This window comes from Streptosporangium sp. NPDC049046, from assembly GCF_040649155.1.
In the GTDB taxonomy this organism is placed as follows: domain Bacteria; phylum Actinomycetota; class Actinomycetes; order Streptosporangiales; family Streptosporangiaceae; genus Streptosporangium.
Genome location: NZ_JBEZEZ010000006.1, coordinates 123,663 through 144,368 on the forward strand (window position 1 = coordinate 123,663; position 20,706 = coordinate 144,368).

The following is a 20,706-nucleotide window of genomic DNA, read 5'->3' on the forward strand; positions in this document are numbered from 1 at the left end:
CGCGGCATCACGGGTTCGCCTCCGCCGGTGCCTTCGGGGCTCGCCGGTCCGACGGCCCCGCGGGCTTCGGGGGCCCCACGGGTTTCGCGAATCATGTGGAAGGCATCGCGGTGAGCACCGTCCGCGCCTCCGTGAGGTGGATCCGCGCCGATATCAGGGCCCGCAGGGGCCAGGCGCTGCTCACGCTGCTCGCCGTCGCCGGGATCGTCACGGCGCTGATCACCTCCGCGACCCTCCTGGAGGACGGCACCAACCCATGGCGGGGGCTGTTCGCCGAGTCCAGGGGCGCGCACGTGTGGATACACACCAAGGACGCCCCCGACCCGGCCGCGCTGTCGAGGCTGCCCGGCGTGGTCCAGGTCGCGGGCCCCTACCGGTCGGCTCCGGTCACCCTCACGCTGGACGGCAAAAGGTCGCCGGTGGCGCTGCGGGAGATGTCCGCGACGCCGCCCCGGGTCGCCGCCCCGCTGATCCGCGAGGGGCGCCCGCTGCGCTCCGGCGACACCGACGGCGTGGTCGTCGAGCGCTCCTTCGCCAAAGCGCTCGGCCTGAGGGTGGGCGGAGCCCTCCCGGTGACCGCGCTCAACGGCGCCACCCACCCGCTCATCGTGGTCGGCCTGGCCGACACCGCCGACCAGGGGTTCTACCCCGAGTGGACGCCCGGCCTCGCCTGGACGCTCGCGCCCGTGCTGGCCAGGGTCGAGCCCGCGCTGGGGCGCAGCGAGTCGGTCACCGGGCTGCGCCTGGCCGACGGGGAGGCCACGCTGCCCGCCGTCCACGGCGCCGTCACCCTCCTGGACGAGCAGATCCAGCGGATGTCCACCTGGCGTGAGGTCCGCGCCTCGATGGAGCTGGACAACCGGCTGCTCGGCCTGCTGCTCGCGCTGTTCGGAATCACCGGGCTGGTGGCCGCCGCGCTCGCCATCGCCAACGCGGTGGGCGGCCGGGTGCTGAGCCAGACGCGCGACATCGCCACCCTCAAGTCCCTCGGCTACACCCGGGGCCAGGTGTTCGGCGTGCTCATGGCCGAGCACGGCGCGCTCGGGCTGCTCGGCATCGCCCTCGGACTGGTCTGCGGGCAGATCGCGGCCTCGTTCGTCCTGGACGGGGTGCCGATACTTCCGCTCTCCCCGGTCCCGCTGCTCGCCATCACCGGCGGCACCGCCGCCGTGGTCCTGATCGCGGTGGCACTGCCCGCCTGGCGGGGCGGCCGTACCCCTCCCGTCCCCGCGGCGCCCGTCGCGCCGCCCAGGAGGCACCTGTCCCGGCTGGCGCGCCTGGCGCTCCTCGTACGGCTGCCTCCCGCCCTGGTCCTGGGCACCCGGGACGCCTTCACCCGTCGCGTCCCGGCGTTCCTGAGCATCTTCGGCGTCGCGATCCCGATGATGATGATCACTATTGGGCTCGGCTGCTGGGCCACCCTGGACGACTTCCTGCGGCACCCGGAGCGGGTCGGCCAGGCGGCGGCGCTCACGGTGCGCCCGGACAAGCTCTCGGCCGACGACGCGCTGCGGATCGCGAGGGCCGACCCCGGGGTGCTGGCGGTCTACCCCGGCACCGAGGTGCCCGCGCTGGAGCCCGAGCAGACCAGGAGCGTGCTGGCCCGCGCCGCCGGAACCTCCGCCGAGCCGTACCCCTTCTCGGTCGTCGAGGGGCGGATGTACGCCGCCAGGGGGGAGGCCGTCGCGGGGCAGGGGCTGCTCGACCTGCTGGGCGTGAAGATCGGAGACCGGATCCGGCTCACCGTCGGCGGCACCCCGCTGATCGTGCACCTCGTGGGCCGGGTGGTGGAGCCCGACCAGGACGGCGAGGTGCTCTCCTTCGGGATCGACAGCCTCGCGGCCAAGGACGCGGTGCCGCCGCAGTTCTACAGTCTGGTGCTCAGGCCGGGCGCCGACCCGGCGGAGGTGAGGGCACGGCTGATGGTCGCCTCGGGAGAGGCCCTCGAGGTCCGGCGGGTGGTGAATCCGGCGGAACGGCTCGCGATCATCCGCGTGGTGATCGTGGCGCTGATCGTCGTGCTCGCCCTGCTCGGCCTGGCGAACCTCCTGACGGCGAGCGCTCTCGGCCTGCGCGACCACGCCCTCGACCTCGCGGTGCTCAAGGCGATGGGCCTCACCCCCCGGCAGGTGGCGGCCACCCTGGTCACCGGGACCGGCCTGCTGATCGTGCTGGGGGTGGTCGCGGGCACCGCGGCCGGGGCCTCACTCGTCGGCGGGCTGATCGACCTGCAGGGGCACACCAGCGGCGTCGGCGCGGGCATCGGCCGTACGCCCTCGGCCCTGACGCTCGCCGTCGCGGTGCTCGTCGCGGTGGGGAGCGCCCTGCTGGTGACGCTGATCCCGGCGGGGTACGCGGCCCGCGCCCAGGTCCCGGTCACCGCGAGATGACCCTGAACCGTCGGCGTTCACCCTGGACGGCCCCGGGACGATGACCGTCCCGGGGCCGTCCAGGAAAAGGGGGGTTCAGCCGTCGATGCCGGGGACGTCGGCGTTCTTGAGCGAGAACCAGTAGAAACCGTGGCCGGGCAGGGTGAGCAGGTACGGCAGGGTGCCCACGGGGGGGAACCGCACCCCGCCCCTCGCCTCGACGGGGATCATGCCCGCGAAGCGGCGCAGGTCGAGCTCGACCGGCTGCGGATACTTCGAGAGGTTGTTGACGCACAGCATCAGGTCCTCGCCGTCCTCGCGGACGAAGCTGAGCACCGCCGGGTTGCTCGACCACAGCTCGTTGTAGACGCCGGTGCCGAAGACCTGGTGGCTGCGGCGGATCGCCAGCATGTTCCTGGTGAAGTGGAGCAGCGAGGCGGGGTTCTTCTGCTGCGCCTCCACGTTGACCGCCTGGTATCCGTGGATCGGGTCCATGACGACGGGCAGGTACAGGCGTCCGGGGTCGGCCGTGGAGAAGCCCGCGTTGCGGTCGGGGCTCCACTGCATCGGGGTGCGGACCGCGTCGCGGTCCTCCAGCCAGATGTTGTCGCCCATGCCGATCTCGTCGCCGTAGTACATGACCGGGGAGCCGGGCAGCGAGAGCAGCAGCGCGGTGAACAGCTCGATCTGGTCGCGGTCGTTCTCCAGCAGCGGGGCGAGGCGGCGCCGGATGCCGAGGTAGGCCCGCATGCGCGGGTCCTTGGCGTACTCGGCGTGCATGTAGTCGCGCTCCTCCTCGGTGACCGTCTCGAGCGTCAGCTCGTCGTGGTTGCGAAGGAAGATGCCCCACTGGCCGCTGTCGGGGAGCTTCGGGGTCCGCGACATGATCTCGGAGATCGGCTCGCGGCTGCCCCGTCGCACCCCCATGAAGATGCGCGGCATGAGCGGGAAGTGGAAGGCCATGTGGCACTCGTCGCCGCCGGTCGCGGGGTCGCCGAAGTACTCGACCACGTCCTCGGGCCAGCCGTTGGCCTCGGCGAGCAGCACCCGGTCCGGGTAGAGACGGTCGACCTCGGCGCGGATCTTCTTCAGGTAGGCGTGGGTCTCCGGCAGCCCCGAGCAGTCGGTGCCCTCGCGCTCGAAGAGGTAGGGCACCGCGTCGAGCCTGAAACCGTCGATGCCCAGGTCCAGCCAGAACCGCAGGACCTCCAGCATCGCCTCCTGGACCGCCGGGTTCTCGTAGTTCAGGTCCGGCTGGTGGTGGAAGAAGCGGTGCCAGTAGTACTGCTTGCGGACCGGGTCGTAGGTCCAGTTGGACTCCTCGGCACCGATGAAGATGATCGGCGCGTCGGGATACCCGGTCGGGGTGTCCGACCACACGTAGAAGTCGCCGTACGGCCCCTCGGGGTCGTGCCGGGACGCCTGGAACCAGGGGTGTTTGTCGCTGGTGTGGTTCATCACCAGGTCGGTGATGATGCGCAGGCCCCGCTGGTGCGCCGACTCGATCAGCTCCACGAAGTCCCCGAGGTCCCCGAAGTCCGGAAGGATCTTCATGTAGTCGGAGATGTCGTATCCGCCGTCACGTAGGGGAGATTCGTACAGCGGAAGGAGCCACAGGCAGTCGACGCCGAGCCACTCGACGTAGTCCAGCTTCTCGATGAGACCGCGCAGGTCACCGGTGCCGTCGCCGTTGGAGTCCTTGAAGCCGCGGACCAGCACCTCGTAGAAGACCGCGCGCTTGTACCACTGGGGATCCGCCGAGACGAAGTCCTCGGCCACGGACTCCTGGGAAGGGGAGGGGAGGGGGGATGGGTTCATCGTGTTCTCGCTCACGGTGATGAAGGGCAGGACGAAGTCACCGGATGCTCCGGCTGATGATGTTTGGTGACCGCGCCGGCGGGAGCCGTCATCCCCACGAGCTCCATGGCCGCGGACAGGACGAATTTGTGATTCAGGGCTGTCCGTTGTGGCGCTTTCTGGGCCGAACACTACCAGCCACCTGGGACCCCCGAAGCCCTCTTGGTGTGGTACATCGCCCCCGCCCCACGGAATTTTCGCGCGCATCGCGCCACGACCGCGTAATCGTCGCGTCGCTGATTGTTTTCCTGCCTGAAACACGACACGCCGCAGAGGGGTGACCTCGTCCTATGCCCGGGGATCCGGCCGATACACGGACCCTCCCGCGCGGCCGGGAGCCGGTCCTTTGCGCGGATGTTGCGCATCGGGTCCCCGAAGCATTCCCGAAAGCATTCTCAGGGCACTCCGGGGGCACTCCGGGGCACGGAGAAACCTTCACGGAACGGACGCCTCGGAAAGGGCCGGGGCGGGCACGGGACGGACGGAGACCGCTCCCGGCGCGGAAGGGGAGGGGATCAGTTCCAGGGCGGGGTGAGGTCGGGAAGGTGGTCCCGGTAGTCGCCGAGCCAGGCGCCGAACAGCACCAGGCCGCGCACCCAGAATCGGTCGTTCCAGCCGTTGAACCGCGCCAGCGCGTCGGGGCCCTCGGCGACCACGGCGTGGAGCTGCTCCGACAGCAGCGAGGGCACGGCGCCGGCGACCCGGGTGAGCATCAGGTGGCCGTACTCCCTGGCGGGTGCGGCGGCCGAGCGGAGCGGGACCCGCTGGAGCGGCTGCTTGACCACGTTGGTGGAGGGCAGCGCGGCCACGCGCGGGTTGGCCGCGTACAGGACCTCGCGGTAGAAGCGCCCCTGGTCCTTGCGGTGCACGCCGACCGAGAGCGCCGCGTCGAAGAAGGCGGGGTGGATGAACGGTGCCGCGAAGGACGCCTCGGGGCCGACCAGGTTGACCGGGGAGCGGGCGATGCCCCGCGCGGTCCTGGTGTGCAGGACCGAGAGCGGCAGCTCGGCCCGGTGGCCGTTGAGCATCGCGGTCGACTGGGTGAAGGCGTGCCTCACGCTGTCGGTGATCCACGCCTCGGCCCCCTCCGACAGGAACGGCACGGACGGGGAGCCGAGCGCGAGCGAGCCGAGCAGCGCGGCCTTGCGCTCGGCCTGCGTGGAGGCGCCGAGCGCGGCCCCGCTGACCATGAAGTTCTTCAGCAGCGGCCCGCCGGCCAGCCCGTCGACGAGGGTCCGCCCCGCCCGGTGCACCTCGCGGGCGAACGGGGTGTACCAGGCGTGGTGCGGGGTGAGGAACTCCAGTCGCCGCGCCGCGGCCAGCGCGTCGTCGGGATAGGCGTCGGCGTCCTGGGTGATCACCCTGTGGCGTACGCCCAGCTCGCGGGTGATCGCCTTGGCGAAGACGATGTCGGTGTCGGTGCCGTCGTCGGGGCTGGTCGTCCACGACTCCACGTCGGCGCCGCGCGCCACCGCCACCGAGCACAGCAGCCGTGAGTCGTAGCCGCCGCTGACCGGGACCAGCAGCGGGCGCCCGTCGAACTCCTTGTAGACCTCGTGCAGGATCTCCAGGATCTCCCCGGCGGTCCTGCCCGCCTCGTAGGGCTCCTCGCGCAGCCAGCGGGGCAGCATCCGCTCGACGCCGATCCGGTCCGACGCCCGGTCGAAGACGAGCGCGCTCGCCCCCGCGAGCCGTTTCACCTGCGTGTACGGGGTGTCGTCGCGCAGCGGGAAGGTGAGCTGGATGATCGAGGCCCAGGCGTCCCAGTTGATCTCGTAAGGCGTGCGCGCGAGGGAGAGCAGCGGCTCCAGCAGCGAGGAGAAGTAGACGGCCCCGCCGTAGGACAGGTAGTAGACGTCCACGAGGCCGAGACCTCCGGTGTGCAGCGTGATCCGCTCACCGTCGTCGATCAGGCCGGGCGTCTCGTAGGTCTCCGCCACCGTGATCCACGGCGCCGCGCCGCCGGGCCTGCGCTCACCCCAGGCGAAGGCCCAGGTGCGCTCGTCGCGCCGGTACGGGGGCAGCGGGGAGGAACTGAACAGGGCCGCGTTCTGAGCCTGGACGGCGGGTCTGACCCGCGGCCCCGCCTCGCGCAACCTCTCCAGGACGGCCTCGTCGAGGTGTCCGATGCCGCCGCAGACGTACGGCCTCACATTGAACGTCGGCCACTGCACCGTGCTGACTCCTCTGTGTCGCGATTGACCAAAGGGTATCCTTTCGCCCGGCTCACGAAACGGAGGACGGCGTGGCGGGCGAGCAACTCGAAAGCACACGACAGGCGTTGCGGGAGGCGGTGGCGCACGCGGAGAGGGCTTCCGAGCTGGCCCGCCTGCTCGACGCGGCACAGGCCAAGATCGCCGATGCGGAACGTGCGGCCGAGGAGCTGCGCGGGGTGAAGGAGCTGCTGGGCGAGACCGAGGAGCGCCTCGAGGCCGCGAACGCGGCCGAGGAGAAGCTCCGCAAGGAGCTGGCGGAGCAGCGCTACCAGGCCGAGGTGGCCAAGTGGAAGCTCTCCTCGGTGCAGGTGGCCCGCTGGTCACGGCTGGGCGACGCGATCAAGACGGGCAAGAGCAACCCGGTGCGGCTGGCGCGCGGCCTGCGTGGGGCGGCCAAGCCGGCCAAGCGCCCGACCGCTCCCAAGCGCCAGCCGGTGCCGCGCAAGGCGGGCGACAAGGCGCCGGTGCCCGGGGCGTCCTTCCAGGCCACCAGCTCCGTCAGGACCGTCGGCGGCAGGCCGGTGAAGCTCAAGCCGTACCGCGTCCCGACCGGCCCGAACACCCGCCCGCACCTCACCGCGGCCGTGATCGCCGCGCCGCACGGCGAGGCGCTGCTGCGCTACGAGTGGCGCCAGACCACCGGTTTCACGCCGAAGGACTTCGCCAGGGTGCTGGCCGCCGAGGTCCCGCACCTGCTGCTGGTCGAGTCGGTGACCGAGGGGCCGTGGGCGGAGGAGCTGCGCCGGCCCGGCCAGGGACTGCACGCGCTGCTGGCCTGGTGCGCGGAGCGGGGCATCCGCACGGTCTTCTGGCACACCGGGGGCACGCCCGCCGAGTTCGTCGCCGCGGCCCGGCTGTTCGAGCACGTCGTGACCGCGCTGCCCAAGTCCGTGGGGCCGTGGGGCGCCGCGCTGGCGGCCCAAGAGCCCGAGCAGGGACGCCGGGCGCCCTCGCTGGGAATCCTGCCCTTCGCGATCCAGCCGCGCGTGCACAACCCGTTGCCGCTCGCCGGGGACCGGTTCGAGCGGGTGCTCTCGCTGGAGGAGCTGCTTCCGGGGCACCTGTCGTACCCGGACGTCCTCACCTCCTACCGCTGGCCCGTCGCGGTCGACTGCCCGCCGGGCACGGAGCCCTGGCGGATGGCGGAGCTCGCCGCCTGCGGCACCCCCATCGGCACCGAGCCCGACGCGCGCCGCGCCCACCTGGCGCTCCGCCAGGCGTACGCCTCGGGCACGATGACCAACAAGGTCGACGACCTGCTGGACGCGATCGGCCTGCCCAGCGGCAGGGCCACCCTGAACATCTCGGTGATCATGATCGACCGGGGCGACCTCGACTACGCGCTGGCCCAGGTCGCGCCGCAGAAGGGCGTCGTGCAGCTGGTGCTGCTGTCGGACGCCTCGGACGCCGCGGCGCGTGCCCGCGACGCGATGCCCGACGGCGTGCACGTCACGGTGCGCCGCCCCACCTCCAACCTGACCACGGGCGGCCTGCTCAACCGGGCCCTCGACCTGTGCCAGGGCGACCTGGTGGCGGTCATGGACGCCCGCGACCGGTACGGCGAGCACTACCTGGCCGATCTCAGCCGGGCGTTCCTGTTCGCCAGTGCCGACATCGTCGGCAAGGCGGCCTACTACGCCCACCTGCGCGACGTCGCGGCGACCGTGCTGCGCCAGCCCTCGGCCGAGTACTCCTACCTGCCCGACGTCGCGGGAGCCACCCTGCTGGCCCGCCGCGCGGTCCTGCGGGACATCGGCTTCGCCGACGTCTCGGACAACTGGGCCGACGTGCTGATGCGGCAGTGCCGCGCGGACGGGATCAAGGTCTTCTCCGCCGACCGCTTCGGCTACGTCTGCCTCCGCGACCGTGACCGCTGGCTGCTCGGCTCGGCCCAGCTCGTCGACTACGGTCCGGCCGACCCGCACGCCCTGGTCTGAACACCGGCGACCGTCGGGCGGTCGACGGCGCCACCGACCACCGACCACCGACCACCGACCACCGACCACCGACCACCGACCACCGACCGCCCCCGTCGCCGCCTGACGACCTCACCGGGAAGTCAGGCTGCCGGGTTGACTTCCTCTCCGGGGCCGAAGCCCGGGGTCGCCACGCTGGAGGGATTTCGATGACGCCCGGCACGCTCGGCGAGGTTCTCGGCCTGCCGCCGATTCCCAGGGGGACGTGGGCGGGGGAGGCGGTCTACGTCTCCCCGGTCGCGCTGCGCAGGGGCGAGGACCCCGAGGAACTGGCGGAGCGGCTGCGCGCGCTGCCGGGGATCACGGCCGTCCGGGTACGGCCCCGGGGTTTCCTGGAGATCGTGGTGGCCGTTCCCGGCGAACTCGTCACGGAGATCGGCGCGACCGTTCCCGTGCCCACGGGCGAAAAGCTCGTTCCCGCGAGGGAGGTCCCCGTGGCCCCCGGTGACACCTCCGTCGTTCCGGTGGCCGAGGGCGGAGTTCCCGTGGACACGCTCGGGGGAGGGGCCGCGTGGGGAGACCTGCCCAGGACGTGGGCCAACCCCGGGTTCGTCGTCAGGTACGCGCACGCGCGGGCGGTCGCCGTACAGCGCTGGGCCGTCGAACTCGGCGTCGGCGGGGATTTCAGGCCCGAGTTGCTGGAGGACCGCAGGGACCGGGCGGTGCTCAGGCTGCTGGCCGAGATCCACGGCAGGCGGGTGAGCCGGGACCCCGGGTGGGCCGCCTACGCCGAGCAGCTGGCGCTGGCGTACCACGACGCGTTCGAGGGGGCCGCCGCGCTTCCCTCGGGGGACGAGGAGCCGTCGGAGCTCCACACCGCCCGGGTGCGCCTGGCGCGGGCCGTGCGGGACGTGCTGGCCGAGGCGTTGACGGCGCTCGGCGAGACGGCGCCCGAGAGACTGTGATAGACCCTCCCAAAGGAGTTCAAAAGGATCAGGGGAGAGGTGAATGGTCGGGCCTCGTGACTGGGAGGCGCACGAGCCGCGCCGATCAGGGGTGGTCCGGCGGACGCTGCCGACCCTGCTCGCCTTCGCCGTCATCCTCGGCGGGCTCGCCTATCTCGGCGGAGACCTCAGGGAGCTCCTCGGCACCGCCCCCGGCTCGCCCATCTCGGCCGCGGCCAAGCATCGCCTCTACGGGGACACCGAGCCGGTCGACGGCCGCTGCGACACCCTGCCGAAAGACATCGACGCCGACGTCAGGGCGTCGTTGGAGGCTCTGGCCGGCTGCCTGGAACGGATGTGGGCGGCCACCCTGGCGCGGGCGGAGATCGACTACGAGCCGCCGGGGGAGGTGCGGCTGGTCGACGCTCCCGAGGAGGCCGCGTGCGGGATCGACGACTACGACTGGGCCGGGATCTACTGTCCGGGGCCTCGCGTGGTGAACGTGCTGGTCGAGGGCGAGCGGGCCTTCCCGATGATGTTCACCCTCGCGCACGAGTACGCCCACCATGTCCAGGAGGTGAGCGGGATCGCCGACCAGAGGGGTTCCGAGGCCTTCGACGAGGCGTGGTCGCGGCGGCTCGAACTGCAGGCCGACTGCCTGGCCGCGGTGGCGCTGCGAGGCGTCGCACCGCGCCGGCTGGAGAATTTGCGCCTTCTCGCCGGGCGCGGCCCCGGCGCGGACGAGGGGGCGGAGGCGGGCTACCGGCAGTCGCACGGCTCGGGGACGAGCAGCGCCGGGTGGATGCTGCGCGGCCAGAAGGGCGGCACCGTGGGGTCCTGCAACACCTGGGGCGCTCCCGCCGAGCAGGTCTCCTAGGCTCGGCGGGCCTTCGCCGGGCTTCCCGCCGTACCCTCCGCACCCGAGCGCTCGGTCCGGCTCCCCGGCCTGTCTTCCGCGCCGAGCGCGGCGCGTTCGGCTTCCCGCCGTACCCTCACGCTTGGCTCGGCGCGTCCGGCTTCCCGCCGTACCCGCCACGCCGAGCGCTCGGTCCTCCGGCCTCCGGGAACGCGCTCACCCGGTCTCTCCCGAGGATCGTGTCGCGGTGCGACCTTAAAATATGTCGCCAAAACGGCCCATAACGTAAAAAGTTCGCGTGTTCGAGCAGGATCGCGTCTCGATGGGTGGGCAATCGTCTCAGGGGGATCACCGGGTCCGATAGCCTCGATCGGGTGAGTCGATTCGTCCACCCCGCCGGTGACCGGCATGCAGAAGTGCTGCCCGAGGAGCGCCCTCCGCACGCACCCGCAAACCTGAACGCGCTCGATCCGACCATCTGGCCCCGAACGTCGAGCCGCGCCGACGGCTCGATCACGATCGGCGGCGCGGACGTGAGGGACCTGGTCGCGGAGCACGGCACCCCGCTCTACGTGGTGGACGAGGAAGACTTCCGCTCCCGCTGCCGTGACTACGCGAGCGCGTTCTCCGGCGGCGAGGTCCACTACGCGGGCAAGGCCTTCCTGTGCCGCGAGGTCGCCCGCTGGATCATGCAGGAGGGCCTCGGCCTGGACGTCTGCAGCGCCGGGGAGCTCGCCGTCGCGCTCAGCGTCGGGTTCCCGCCCGAGCGGATCACCATGCACGGCAACAACAAGTCCCTCGCCGAGCTGGAGAAGGCCGTCGAGGCCGGGATCGGGCACATCGTGGCCGACTCCTTCGAGGAGATCGCCCGCCTGGGCTTCCTCGCCGACAAGCACGGCACGCGTCCCAAGGTGATGATCCGCGTCACCGTGGGCGTCGAGGCCCACACCCACGAGTTCATCGCGACCGCCCACGACGACCAGAAGTTCGGCTTCTCGCTGAGCAGCGGCGCGGCGGCCGAGGCGGCACGGCGGATCCTCGCCCTGCCCCAGCTGGAGCTCGTCGGCCTGCACTCCCACATCGGCTCCCAGATCACCGACACCGCGGGGTTCGAGGTGGCCGCGGCCCGCCTCGCCACCCTCCTGGTAAAGATCAAGGACGAGCACGACGTCGTGCTGCCCGAGCTCGACCTCGGCGGCGGCTACGGCATCCCGTACGTCGAGGGCGACACCGCGCCCGACGTCAAGGAGATCGCCGACAACCTGCGGGAGATCGTGAGCAGGGTGGCGAGGGGCGCCGGCCTGCCGGTGCCCAAGCTCACCGTCGAGCCGGGCAGGGCGATCGCCGGGCTGGCCGGCGTGACGCTCTACGAGGTCGGCACGATCAAGGACGTCGAGGGCCTGCGCACCTACGTCAGCGTCGACGGCGGCATGAGCGACAACATCCGCACCGCCCTCTACGGTGCCGACTACACCGCGCGCCTCGCCTCCAGGGAGAGCGACGCCAAGCCGATGCTCTCCCGCATGGTCGGCAAGCACTGCGAGAGCGGCGACATGGTCGTGCGCGACCTGTGGCTCCCGGCCGACCTGGCCACCGGCGACCTGATCGCCGTCGCGGGCACCGGCGCCTACTGCCGCTCGCTCGCCAACAACTACAACTACCTCCCCAAGCCCGCCGTGGTCGCGGTCAAGGACGGGGTGTCTCGCGTGATCGTCCGCAGGGAGACCGAGGACGACCTGCTGAGAGGACAGCTGTGAAACGACCCGGAGCGGCCGAGAGCGCCGTCCACGGTGTGAGTGACAAGGGGGCGTGACCGGATGGCACTGAAAGTCGCACTTCTGGGATGCGGCGTCGTCGGTTCCCAGGTGGTCAGGCTCATGCACGAGCAGGCCGACGACCTCGCCGCCCGCGTCGGGGCGCCGCTGGAGCTCGCCGGGGTCGCCGTACGGCGCCTGGGCCGCAGGCGGGACGCCGACGTCGACCCCGCCCTGCTCACCACGGACGCCGAGGCCCTGGTCACCCGCGACGACATCGACGTCGTCGTCGAGGTGATCGGCGGCATCGAGCCCGCCAGGGCACTCATCCTGGCCGCGCTGAACAGCGGAAAGTCGGTCGTCACGGCGAACAAGGCGCTGCTCGCCGAGCACGGGGCGACCATCCACGCCGCGGCCAGGGCCGGTGGCGCCGACCTCTACTTCGAGGCGGCCGTCGCGGGCGCGATCCCGCTGATCAGGCCGCTGCGCGAGTCGCTCGCCGGTGATCACGTGCATCGCGTGCTCGGCATCGTGAACGGCACCACCAACTACATCCTCGACCAGATGGACTCCAGCGGGGCCTCGTTCTCCGACGCGCTGGAGGAGGCGCAGGCGCTGGGCTACGCCGAGGCCGACCCCACCGCCGACGTGGAGGGCTTCGACGCCGCGGCCAAGGCCGCGATCCTCGCGGGGATCGCCTTCCACAGCCGGGTGACGGCCGCCGACGTGCACCGCGAGGGCATCACCGAGATCACCGCGACGGACGTGGCCAGTGCCAAGGCGATGGGATACGTCATCAAGCTGCTCGCGATCTGCGCCCGCTCCGAGGACGGCAGGTCGTTCGGCGTACGGGTGCATCCGGCGATGATCCCCAGGACGCACCCGCTGGCCGGGGTCCGCGAGGCGTACAACGCGGTGTTCGTCGAGGCGCGCTCCGCCGGGCAGCTCATGTTCTACGGCGCGGGCGCGGGCGGCGCCCCGACCGCGAGCGCCGTGCTCGGCGACATCGTGGCCGTGGGACGCAACGTGCTGGCGGGCACCCGGGGACCTGAGGAGTCAACATACGCGGACCTGGTCGTGCACCCGATGGGCGAGACCGTCACGCGCTACCACGTCTCCCTGGACGTCGCCGACAAGCCGGGCGTGCTCGCGAGGGTCGCCGACATGTTCGCCAAGCAGGACGTCTCCATCCAGACCGTGAGGCAGGAGGGGCACGGCGCGGACGCCCAGCTGGTGCTGGTCACCCACCGGGCGAGCGACGCCGCGCTCTCCGCCACGATCGAGGGCCTGCGCGAGCTGGACATCGTCCGCGACGTGGTGAGCGTCATGCGGGTGGAGGGCGAGGACGCCTCCTAGCGGCATCCGTCGGACTGTTCTCCTCCGCGTGGGCGGCGGGTCGAGGGCGGGGACGCGCCTCCTGGCGGCACCTGCCGGTCCGCCGTGGCCGGTCCACCCGCCCGAGCCTGTTCGGCGTCGGCCCGCTCGGCCCGACACCGGGCCGAGCGGGCGCGGACCGCTGTCGGTCGGCACCGTCGCCGACATTGCCGAGGGCTCTCCCGGCACTCGCGGTGATCATGCCGTGTCGGCTCGGCATCGGGTTCCTGGGCATTTGATAACGGTTCATTTGGTGGCCTTTACCGACTTATAGGGTTCTTTCATGCCCTGTCTGCCGTTCCGCGAAAGGGAGTCCACCGTGAAGGTCTTCCACCGGGTGGTGGCGTTCGCCACGGCGCTGGCCGTCGTGGCGACGCTGAGCCCGGCCGCCCACGCGGCGACCGCGCGTCCCTCGAAGAAGATCAAAACGATCGTCGCGCTCACCTTCGACGACGGCGACTCCACCCACCCCGCCGTCGCCCGCATGCTGGAGAAACGCGGTATGCGTGGCACGTTCTACATCAACACCGACACCGTCGGCGGCGAGGAGAAGCTGACCCGGCGCGAGCTTGCCGCGATCGCGAAGAAGGGGCACGAGATCGGCGGTCACACGCTGACCCACGTCCGCCTCACCGAGCTCACCCGGAGCGAGCAGGAGGGTCAGATCTGCGACGACCGCAGGGCGCTGATCGCGTGGGGGTACCGGCCCACGACCCTCGCCTACCCGTTCGGCGCGGTCGACTCCGACGCCAAGGCGGTGGCGCGGCGGTGCGGCTACGACGCGGCCCGCGGGGTCGGCGGGCTCAAGGAGTGGGGCTGCCCCGGCTGCCCGGCCGGTGAGCCCTTCCGCCCGCAGGACCGCTACGACATCCGCACCTCCGGTTCCGTCCGCGAGGACACCCTGCTGCGGCACCTGAAGCAGCAGGTGCTCAACGCGGAGAAGACCGGCGGCGGGCTGGTTCCGCTCGTCTTCCACCGCGTCTGCGACGACTGCGGCCTCTACTCGACGACTCCCAGGCTCCTGAATCAGTTCCTCGACTGGCTTGGGACCAGGAAGTCGCACGGCACGGTCGTGCGTACCCTGCAGAGCGCCGTCGGCGCCCGCTACCGCCCCCTGCCCGTGCGGGAGTGAACGCGGCCGAGACCGCACGGAGACATCCGGGTGTCCTCGGCGGCGGCAAGCCTCGGCGAGCCCGCGGAGGCGGCGGAGCGTCAGGTCCCTCGGCGAGCCCGCGGAGACAGTGGGACGTCAGGTGCCCTGTGAGCCTGTGGAGGCGGCGGGGCGTCAGGTGCCCTCGGTGAGCCTGCGGAGGCGGCGGGCGGCGCGGGAGAGCAGGGAGCGCTGCTGGGCCTGGCGCAGGGCGACGGCCTCCAGGCGGCGCTGCTCGGCCTTCTCCTTCCACCTGAGGGTGTCCCGGCTGCCCTTGGCGGCCTTGGAGCGCAACTCCTTCAGTTCGGCCTTGAGGGCGGCGACCTGCCGCTTGGCCCGCTCGGCCTCCTTCGCCCGCGACTCGGCCGCGGCCTTCCAGCGCGCGGCCTCCCTGTTGCGGTTGACGGCCCAGTAGGGGTAGGCCTGGGCCGCGGGCCGCAGCTTCCACGACTCCGCGTCCAGCCAGGTCGCCCCGTGCAGGTCGGCGATCACGTCGTCGAGCCGCTCGCCCTCGCGGGCCACGCGCATCGCCCTCGCGACGGCGGAGGTCCGCTCCAGGCGGGCGGCGAGAACCCCCGACTCGTCCTCGTCCAGCGCCACGAGCAGCAGGCCCTCGTCCTCCTTCTCCGCCCGCTCGATCAGCGTGGCCAGCGAGTCCGTCCCCGGTACCCATCCGGCGGGGCAGAGCAGGCGGAACGGTGCGGGCGCGGAGGTCGCGGGGACGTGCTCGGCGAAGGAGACGCGGCCGTCGTGGGCGTACTGGCCGCGCAGCAGCCGCAGGTCGAGCAGCGGGTCGTCCAGCGGGGCCGGGCGTTCGCCGGTGAGCGACCCCCATGGCCCGGTGAGGGTGACGCGCACGTCGGGCAGGGTGCTGGCCAGCGCCCCGTCGACGCTCGCCCTGACGTCCTCGAAGGAGGCGCCCTCGGCGTCCACCACGACGTCGACGTAGGGCACCAGCCACTGCCTGCCCGCGTCGGTGCGCAGGTGGCGCCGGTACGGGATCCGGTCGGCGATGAACGGGTCGTTGTGCCGCCTGACGTCCGCGGGCCTGCGCATCGCCGTCGTCGTACCCAGGTGCCAGCTCAGCGCCTCGGCGTCGGGGACGAACACCGCGCCCGTCTGGGTGAGCCGGTAACCCAGCTCGGTGTCCTCGCCGAGGGCGAGGGAGGTGTCCAGCCCTCCCGCCTCCCTTAGCAGGGCGGCGGGCAGCGAGACCGTCGCGCCCACGTGGACGCGGTGCAGGAGCGAGCTGGGCGCGTCGCGGAAGTCGCGGTGGGTGGCGACGAGCTCGCCGATCCAGTCGTGCCCGTGCTCGGGATCCTCCTCGAAGAGGGAGTCGGCCCTGTCCTTGGCGACGGCGATCTGGACCTCGGCCGGGGTGGGCGGGGTGCCGGCCATGGCGGTGAAGCGCAGTGTCCCCGTCACCACCAGGTAGCCGGCCAGATGGTGCCAGCGCATGTGCGCCTCGACGTGCTCCCGGTAGGAGACGATGTCGGCGTCCATCCGGTGGATCACCTCGCCGTCCGCGACGGCCACGCCGGTCTCCAGGGCCCAGGCGATGCCCCGGCGCCCCGAGGCGTTGCCGACGAGCCGGGTGTGTTCGGGGGCGATCTCGGGGAGCCGGAGCGGGGGCGCGCTGCCGTCGTCCACGACGATCACCTCAAGGAGGTGGGAGGGGTAGGTCTGGGCGGCGAGTGCGGCCAGCGTGAGGTCGAGCCTGTCCTGCCGTCCCCTCGCGGGGATCACCACGCTCACCGGCAGGCGCGGCTCCCACGTGCCGGGCGCGGGTGCGGGCAGCACCCCGTAGTCGTTGCCCGGAATCCGGGGCGTGGCGACGGCGTCGCCGGCGAGGGCCCGCGACGTGCCCGCAGCGCCTTCCGTGGCCGGAGCCGGAGCCGGAGCCGGAGCCGGGGACGGGGCCGGAGCTGGTGTCGATGTCGGTGTCGGGTACGGCGTGCCGGGGACACGCCGTGCGTCGGAGGGGGGCGGCGTGCTCACGGCGTCTCCGTGGAGAGTTCCATGAGCGCGCTGGGCCGGAAGCCGCGCCACTGGCGCTTGTTGCGCCGCAGGAACGTGCCGATCGGCTCGCGCCAGGTGTGGTTGGCGACGTTGCCGCGCCGCAGGATGTAACCCAGTCCCTGAGTGCGGTAGATCTGTCCGCCCGCGGCCTGCACGGCGTGCTGGAACTGGGCGTCGATCGTTCCCGGCAGGGGACGGAAGCCGCCCACGGCCTCGAATGCGGAGCGTTCGGAGAAGATGGTTCCTCCGGCGATGAAGTTCGTGATCTGCTCGGTGATCTGCTCGCGGTGGACGGTCACCCCGATCGAGGCGAGATAGACGAACTCGGGGACCATGCCCACGACCTGGGCTCCCGAGTAGGAGTGGGCGAGCAGCAGGTCGGAGATGAAGTCGGGCCCGTACCAGTCGTCGTCGTCCATCTTCAGCAGGAACGACCCCGACGCCCTCGCCGCAGCCTGGTTCAGCACGGTTCCGAACACGGTCTGCTGGTCGGCCTCGACCACGGTGATCGGCCGTTCGAAGGACGCGAGGGCCTCGGCGACGCCCGGATGCGTCGCGGGGACGCCGTGCAGGGCGAGGATCACCTCGAACGTGGCGCCGCGCTGCCTGGACAGTTGCCTCAGCGCGAAGCCCACCATCTCCGGACGGCGGGTGACGAGCAGCACCGAGACCGTCGGCGCGGGCGCCACAGGGGCGCCCAGCTGCTCCCATCGGGCGCGGACCCCGTGCAGGCGCAGCGCCTCGCGGCGCAACCGGATGCTGTGCTCCTCGCGCTCCAGGTCGTCCTTGAGCGCGGGCTCGTCGACCGAGGTGATCAGTCTGGCCAGCTCGGGGCCGAGGGCGCCCGCCCAGCGCGGCACGGTCTCACAGATCAGGGGAACCCCGGCCGCGGCCAGTCCGGTGACGACCCGCAGCGCGGCGGCAGGGCCGGTGTGGCTGTGCCGCCAGTCCACCCGTACGCACCTGACCTGCCTGATCCGGCTGACGTCCACGTCCGTGACGCGGCCGGAGGCGTCGAAGGAGGTGAGCGTCCCGCCCCCGCAGGTGATCGTCCAGCGCCCGGACTCGGAGGACAGGTCGGCCGTGCCGAGGGTCGGCACGGTGACGAAGTTCATGGGGTTGACCGAGCGGCTGTCGACCGGGGGAATGGTCCAGGGCTCCGACAGGTCGCCGATGCCGTTCTCCAGGATCTTGCCGCCACCGGGGCGGCCGAGTCTCTCCCAGGTCATCAGCTCGGCGACCGGGCGGTCCACCGTGGTCTCGCCGGTGGGATCGGCGCCGGACCAGGGCGGCGGCTCCTCGCCGACCGCCCGCACCACCAGGTCGGCGCCGCGGGCGCCGAACCTGTCGGGAACGGGGCCAGTGAGGGGCGCGGGGGCCGCGTTCGGGTCGCCGGGGCGCCAGTGGGCCGCTCCCGGGCCCGCCAGCGCGCCGACGGGGCCGGCGACGGCGTCCATCCGGTGTCCGCCGAACGCCCGCGCGGTCGCGGCGAGCGTCCGCCCGGCGGGCACCGGTTTGGAGAAGCCCGCCTCGACCACCCAGGCGGGCTGTTTCGGCTGGTGGACGCGGAGCTCCACGAGCGCGCGCCAGCGGTGGGCCGGGGTCGGGGACAGCACCGGCGCGGTGTACCAGTGCGGCGTCTCCAGTACGGCGACGACGACCCGGGGGGCCATGGCGAGCAGCGACTGCAGGCTCGCGGCCCTGCGGACGTCGGTCGCGGTGCGGGCGAGCACCAGGATCTCCGCGGCGCCCTCCTCGGCGCGCGGGAGGCCGTCGAGGTCGCCGTCGAGGTCCATCGCCCCGTACGCCTCCAGCTCGCCGAGCGTCTCGAGGCCCACGCAGTAGACGAGGACGCGTCGCTTGCCGGCGCGCTCCCTGGCGGCGCGGACCAGATCGATCAGAAGGGACATCAGCCGGTCTTCCCCCGCAGCCTGGCCGTTGAGATGATCTTTTTGAGTGGCCCGCGCCGCAGCTCGTCCTCCAGGCGCGCGTTCTTCGCCCGCAGCCGTTCGGTCTCGGCGCGGAGGCTCTTCACCTCGCTCCTCAGGCTCTCCGCCTCACGCTTCCGGCGCGCGGAGTCGGCCCGCCATCTCGCGGTGTCCCCGGCGACGGGCTCCGCCTCGCCCGCGGTCGTCACGCCGACCTCGGCGGCGCCCACCCAGAGTGAGCCGAACAGCTCGTGGACGACCCCGTCGATGTCACCGTCGATGCCACCGTCGATGTCACCGTCGGGATCACTGCCGAGGCTCCGGCACCCATCGCCGCTCACCAGCGCGGCTCTGGCGAAGGCGGCGGTGCGTTCGAACCTGGCCGACCTCACCCCGGAGGGCCCCTCGTCGAGTGCCACGCTCAGCAGCCCGTACTCCTCGCGTTCGGCGAGCTCGACCAGTTCGGCCAGGCTTTCCGCGCCGAGCGCCCATCCGGCGGGCAGGGTGAGCCTGAACGGCGCGGGAGCGGAGTCGGCGGGCGTCTCCTCGGTGAAGGAGACGCGTGGCTCGTGGGCGTACAGGTTGCGCACCAGGCGCAGGTCGAGCAGTGGCTCGTCGAGGGAGGGGCGGCGCCCGGCGGGGAGGTCCGTCCACGGCCCGACCACGGTGACGGCGACGTCGACGAGGGTGCCCGCGAGCGCGGAGTCCACGCTCGCCCGCACGTCCTCGTAGGAGGCGTCGCGGGCGTCGACGACGACGTGCACGTACGGCACCAGCCAGGTCCTGCGCGGGTGGGTGCGCAGCCATCGCAGGTCGGGAATGAGATCGGGCAGCACCGACCAGTTGTGCCGGTGCACCTCCTTCTCCCGGATCATGACCGTGGACGGTCCGAGATGCCAGCCGCGGGCCCGCGGGTCGGGGATGAAGACCGCGCCCGCCTGCGCGAGACGGAAGCCGAGATCGGTGTCCTCGGCCATGTTCAGGGTGGTGTTCACGCCGCCGACCGAGCGCAGCAGCGTCAGGGGGACCGAGGTGGTGGCGCCGGAGTGGAGCCGGTAGGCCCCGGTGCCCGCGTCCCGCAGCCACCGGGTCTCCTCCAGCACCCCGGCCCGCCACTCGTGCGGCGCGGACTCGTCGAACAGCTTCTCCGCGTCCCGGGCGTTCACGGCCGAGAAGACCTCGTCGGCCGAGGGCCCGATCCCGCCGGGGGTGAAGCGGACGTCGCCCATCACGACGGCGTAGGGGAGGAGATGGTGCCAGCGCATGTGCGCCTCGACGTGCTCGGTGTCGAGGATCATGTCGGAGTCGACCCAGTGCAGGATGTCGCCCGCGGCGGCGGTGGCGCCGGTCTGACGGGCCCAGCCCCGGCCCCAGCGGCCCTCGGGCACCCGGACGAGCCTGGTGTTGGCCGGGGTGATCTCGGGGACGCGCATCTGCGGGTCGCTGCCGTCGTCGACCACGACCACCTCCATGAGGTGCGCGGGGTAGGTCTGCGCGGCCAGCCCGGCGAGCGTGCGGTCCAGGGCCTCCTGGCAGTCGTGCGCGGGGATCACCACGCTCACCCTGAGCCGGGGCTCCCACGTGCCCAGGTCCGGCGGGAGCAGGGAGCCGTAGTCGTTGTGCCTCACCCCGGCGCGCGGGACGGCGGTCCGGTCGTCGCTCGGGTGGGCGGGAGAGGTGAGGGAAGCGGTGTCGGGGGTGGCGAAACCAGTCCCGGTCACGCCTTTCCCTCCACTTTCTCCCCCGCGCCCCGTGCGGTTCTCGCCTCCACCGCGGCCAGGCGCGGCAGCAGGTCGTGAACCATCTCCTCGATTTCCTGATGCCGGGGTACGGAGGCCAGCCGGTCCTCTCCCAGGGAGACCAGGATCGCCTGCAGATCCTCGTCGCGCTTGTGCTCGTGCTTCTTGAGCAACTCGACGATCTCGTCGAGTCGCCGGTCGAGCCGCTGGGTGGCCGCCTTGACCGTGGCGAGTTCCGTCTCGTAGCGCTTGACCCGGGCGTCGATCCGCTGGGCTTTTCCGTCGACCCTGCGTACGGTCGCGACCGCGAACACCTGGACGACGAGCACCGTCGCGATCGCGCCGAGCACGATGGCCGCGGTGACCGAGATGATCTCGAAGCTCGCGAGCAGCGTCAGCGCGATCAGGAACACCGGGCCGAGTGTCGCCGCCAGAAGCGTCAGTTTTCGGGGTGTGGACATCCGCGCTTACCTTCCGTGCCGCTCTGTAATCTTTACCTGTCCTTGTCAGTGGTAAATGAGGTTATCGGCTCTTCAAGTGCAAATACGTCGACAAATAAGAAATTCGAAGGTTCCTGTGACCTG

The 20,706-nt window shown here is 72.1% G+C and carries 13 protein-coding genes; 7 read left to right on the forward strand and 6 right to left on the reverse strand.

The window, feature by feature from the left end; genetic code table 11:
* Nucleotides 1-110 precede the first annotated feature (110 nt).
* The gene (locus AB0B96_RS10270) at nucleotides 111-2,390 is read left to right on the forward strand and encodes an FtsX-like permease family protein (protein WP_362897490.1); all 2,280 of its coding nucleotides are present in this window, start codon (nucleotides 111-113) and stop codon (nucleotides 2,388-2,390) included.
* 75 nt (nucleotides 2,391-2,465) lie between these two features.
* Here AB0B96_RS10270 and treS read toward each other — a convergent pair whose 3' ends face one another.
* Nucleotides 2,466-4,187 carry a maltose alpha-D-glucosyltransferase gene (gene treS / locus AB0B96_RS10275; protein ID WP_350948536.1) on the reverse strand — a complete coding sequence of 574 codons (1,722 nt, stop codon included), beginning with the start codon at nucleotides 4,185-4,187 and terminating at the stop codon, nucleotides 2,466-2,468.
* Between the two features lie 554 nt (nucleotides 4,188-4,741).
* Nucleotides 4,742-6,400 (reverse strand): asparagine synthetase B family protein, encoded by a 1,659-nt coding sequence (locus AB0B96_RS10280; protein ID WP_362897491.1) that lies wholly within the window; start codon nucleotides 6,398-6,400, stop codon nucleotides 4,742-4,744.
* A gap of 71 nt (nucleotides 6,401-6,471) precedes the next feature.
* On the opposite strand from AB0B96_RS10280, the gene AB0B96_RS10285 reads away from it, so the two are divergent.
* The 6 genes from AB0B96_RS10285 to AB0B96_RS10310 all read left to right on the forward strand — a co-directional run bounded on the left by AB0B96_RS10285 (nucleotide 6,472) and on the right by AB0B96_RS10310 (nucleotide 14,418).
* Nucleotides 6,472-8,379, forward strand: coding sequence for a glycosyltransferase (locus tag AB0B96_RS10285; protein WP_362897492.1), 1,908 nt, complete (start codon nucleotides 6,472-6,474; stop codon nucleotides 8,377-8,379).
* A 188-nt stretch (nucleotides 8,380-8,567) separates the two neighbouring features.
* The gene (locus AB0B96_RS10290; protein WP_362897493.1) at nucleotides 8,568-9,323 is read left to right on the forward strand and encodes a DALR anticodon-binding domain-containing protein; all 756 of its coding nucleotides are present in this window, start codon (nucleotides 8,568-8,570) and stop codon (nucleotides 9,321-9,323) included.
* 43 nt (nucleotides 9,324-9,366) lie between these two features.
* Nucleotides 9,367-10,179: a neutral zinc metallopeptidase gene (locus tag AB0B96_RS10295; protein ID WP_362897494.1), complete on the forward strand. Its 813-nt coding sequence runs from the start codon at nucleotides 9,367-9,369 to the stop codon at nucleotides 10,177-10,179.
* A 353-nt stretch (nucleotides 10,180-10,532) separates the two neighbouring features.
* Nucleotides 10,533-11,915, forward strand: a complete 1,383-nt coding sequence (gene lysA / locus AB0B96_RS10300; protein WP_362897495.1) for a diaminopimelate decarboxylase — start codon at nucleotides 10,533-10,535, stop codon at nucleotides 11,913-11,915.
* 60 nt (nucleotides 11,916-11,975) lie between these two features.
* Nucleotides 11,976-13,268 (forward strand): homoserine dehydrogenase, encoded by a 1,293-nt coding sequence (locus AB0B96_RS10305; RefSeq protein WP_350948542.1) that lies wholly within the window; start codon nucleotides 11,976-11,978, stop codon nucleotides 13,266-13,268.
* A gap of 301 nt (nucleotides 13,269-13,569) precedes the next feature.
* Nucleotides 13,570-14,418: a polysaccharide deacetylase family protein gene (locus tag AB0B96_RS10310; RefSeq protein ID WP_362897496.1), complete on the forward strand. Its 849-nt coding sequence runs from the start codon at nucleotides 13,570-13,572 to the stop codon at nucleotides 14,416-14,418.
* A gap of 153 nt (nucleotides 14,419-14,571) precedes the next feature.
* Here AB0B96_RS10310 and AB0B96_RS10315 read toward each other — a convergent pair whose 3' ends face one another.
* The 4 genes from AB0B96_RS10315 to AB0B96_RS10330 are packed head-to-tail and all read right to left on the reverse strand — an operon-like array spanning nucleotide 14,572 to nucleotide 20,583.
* Nucleotides 14,572-16,434, reverse strand: a complete 1,863-nt coding sequence (locus AB0B96_RS10315) for a glycosyltransferase (RefSeq protein WP_362897497.1) — start codon at nucleotides 16,432-16,434, stop codon at nucleotides 14,572-14,574.
* Nucleotides 16,431-18,365: a glycosyltransferase gene (locus AB0B96_RS10320; protein ID WP_362897498.1), complete on the reverse strand. Its 1,935-nt coding sequence runs from the start codon at nucleotides 18,363-18,365 to the stop codon at nucleotides 16,431-16,433. Before AB0B96_RS10320 ends, AB0B96_RS10315 begins: the two co-directional genes overlap by 4 nt.
* Nucleotides 18,365-20,104: a glycosyltransferase gene (locus AB0B96_RS10325; protein WP_362897499.1), complete on the reverse strand. Its 1,740-nt coding sequence runs from the start codon at nucleotides 20,102-20,104 to the stop codon at nucleotides 18,365-18,367. The genes AB0B96_RS10320 and AB0B96_RS10325 overlap by 1 nt, the downstream gene beginning before the upstream one ends.
* Nucleotides 20,101-20,583, reverse strand: coding sequence for a hypothetical protein (locus AB0B96_RS10330; RefSeq protein ID WP_362897500.1), 483 nt, complete (start codon nucleotides 20,581-20,583; stop codon nucleotides 20,101-20,103). Before AB0B96_RS10330 ends, AB0B96_RS10325 begins: the two co-directional genes overlap by 4 nt.
* Between the last annotated feature and the right edge of the window lie 123 nt (nucleotides 20,584-20,706).

Bases quoted from the DNA above. Each gene is read 5' to 3' on its own strand.
- treS (WP_350948536.1), bottom strand. From the start codon at position 4,187: ATGAACCCATCCCCCCTCCCCTCCCCTTCCCAGGAGTCCGTGGCCGAG.
- AB0B96_RS10290 (WP_362897493.1), top strand. From the start codon at position 8,568: ATGACGCCCGGCACGCTCGGCGAGGTTCTCGGCCTGCCGCCGATTCCC.
- AB0B96_RS10295 (WP_362897494.1), top strand. From the start codon at position 9,367: ATGGTCGGGCCTCGTGACTGGGAGGCGCACGAGCCGCGCCGATCAGGG.
- AB0B96_RS10305 (WP_350948542.1), top strand. From the start codon at position 11,976: ATGGCACTGAAAGTCGCACTTCTGGGATGCGGCGTCGTCGGTTCCCAG.
- AB0B96_RS10310 (WP_362897496.1), top strand. From the start codon at position 13,570: ATGCCCTGTCTGCCGTTCCGCGAAAGGGAGTCCACCGTGAAGGTCTTC.
- AB0B96_RS10320 (WP_362897498.1), bottom strand. From the start codon at position 18,365: ATGTCCCTTCTGATCGATCTGGTCCGCGCCGCCAGGGAGCGCGCCGGC.
- AB0B96_RS10330 (WP_362897500.1), bottom strand. From the start codon at position 20,583: ATGTCCACACCCCGAAAACTGACGCTTCTGGCGGCGACACTCGGCCCG.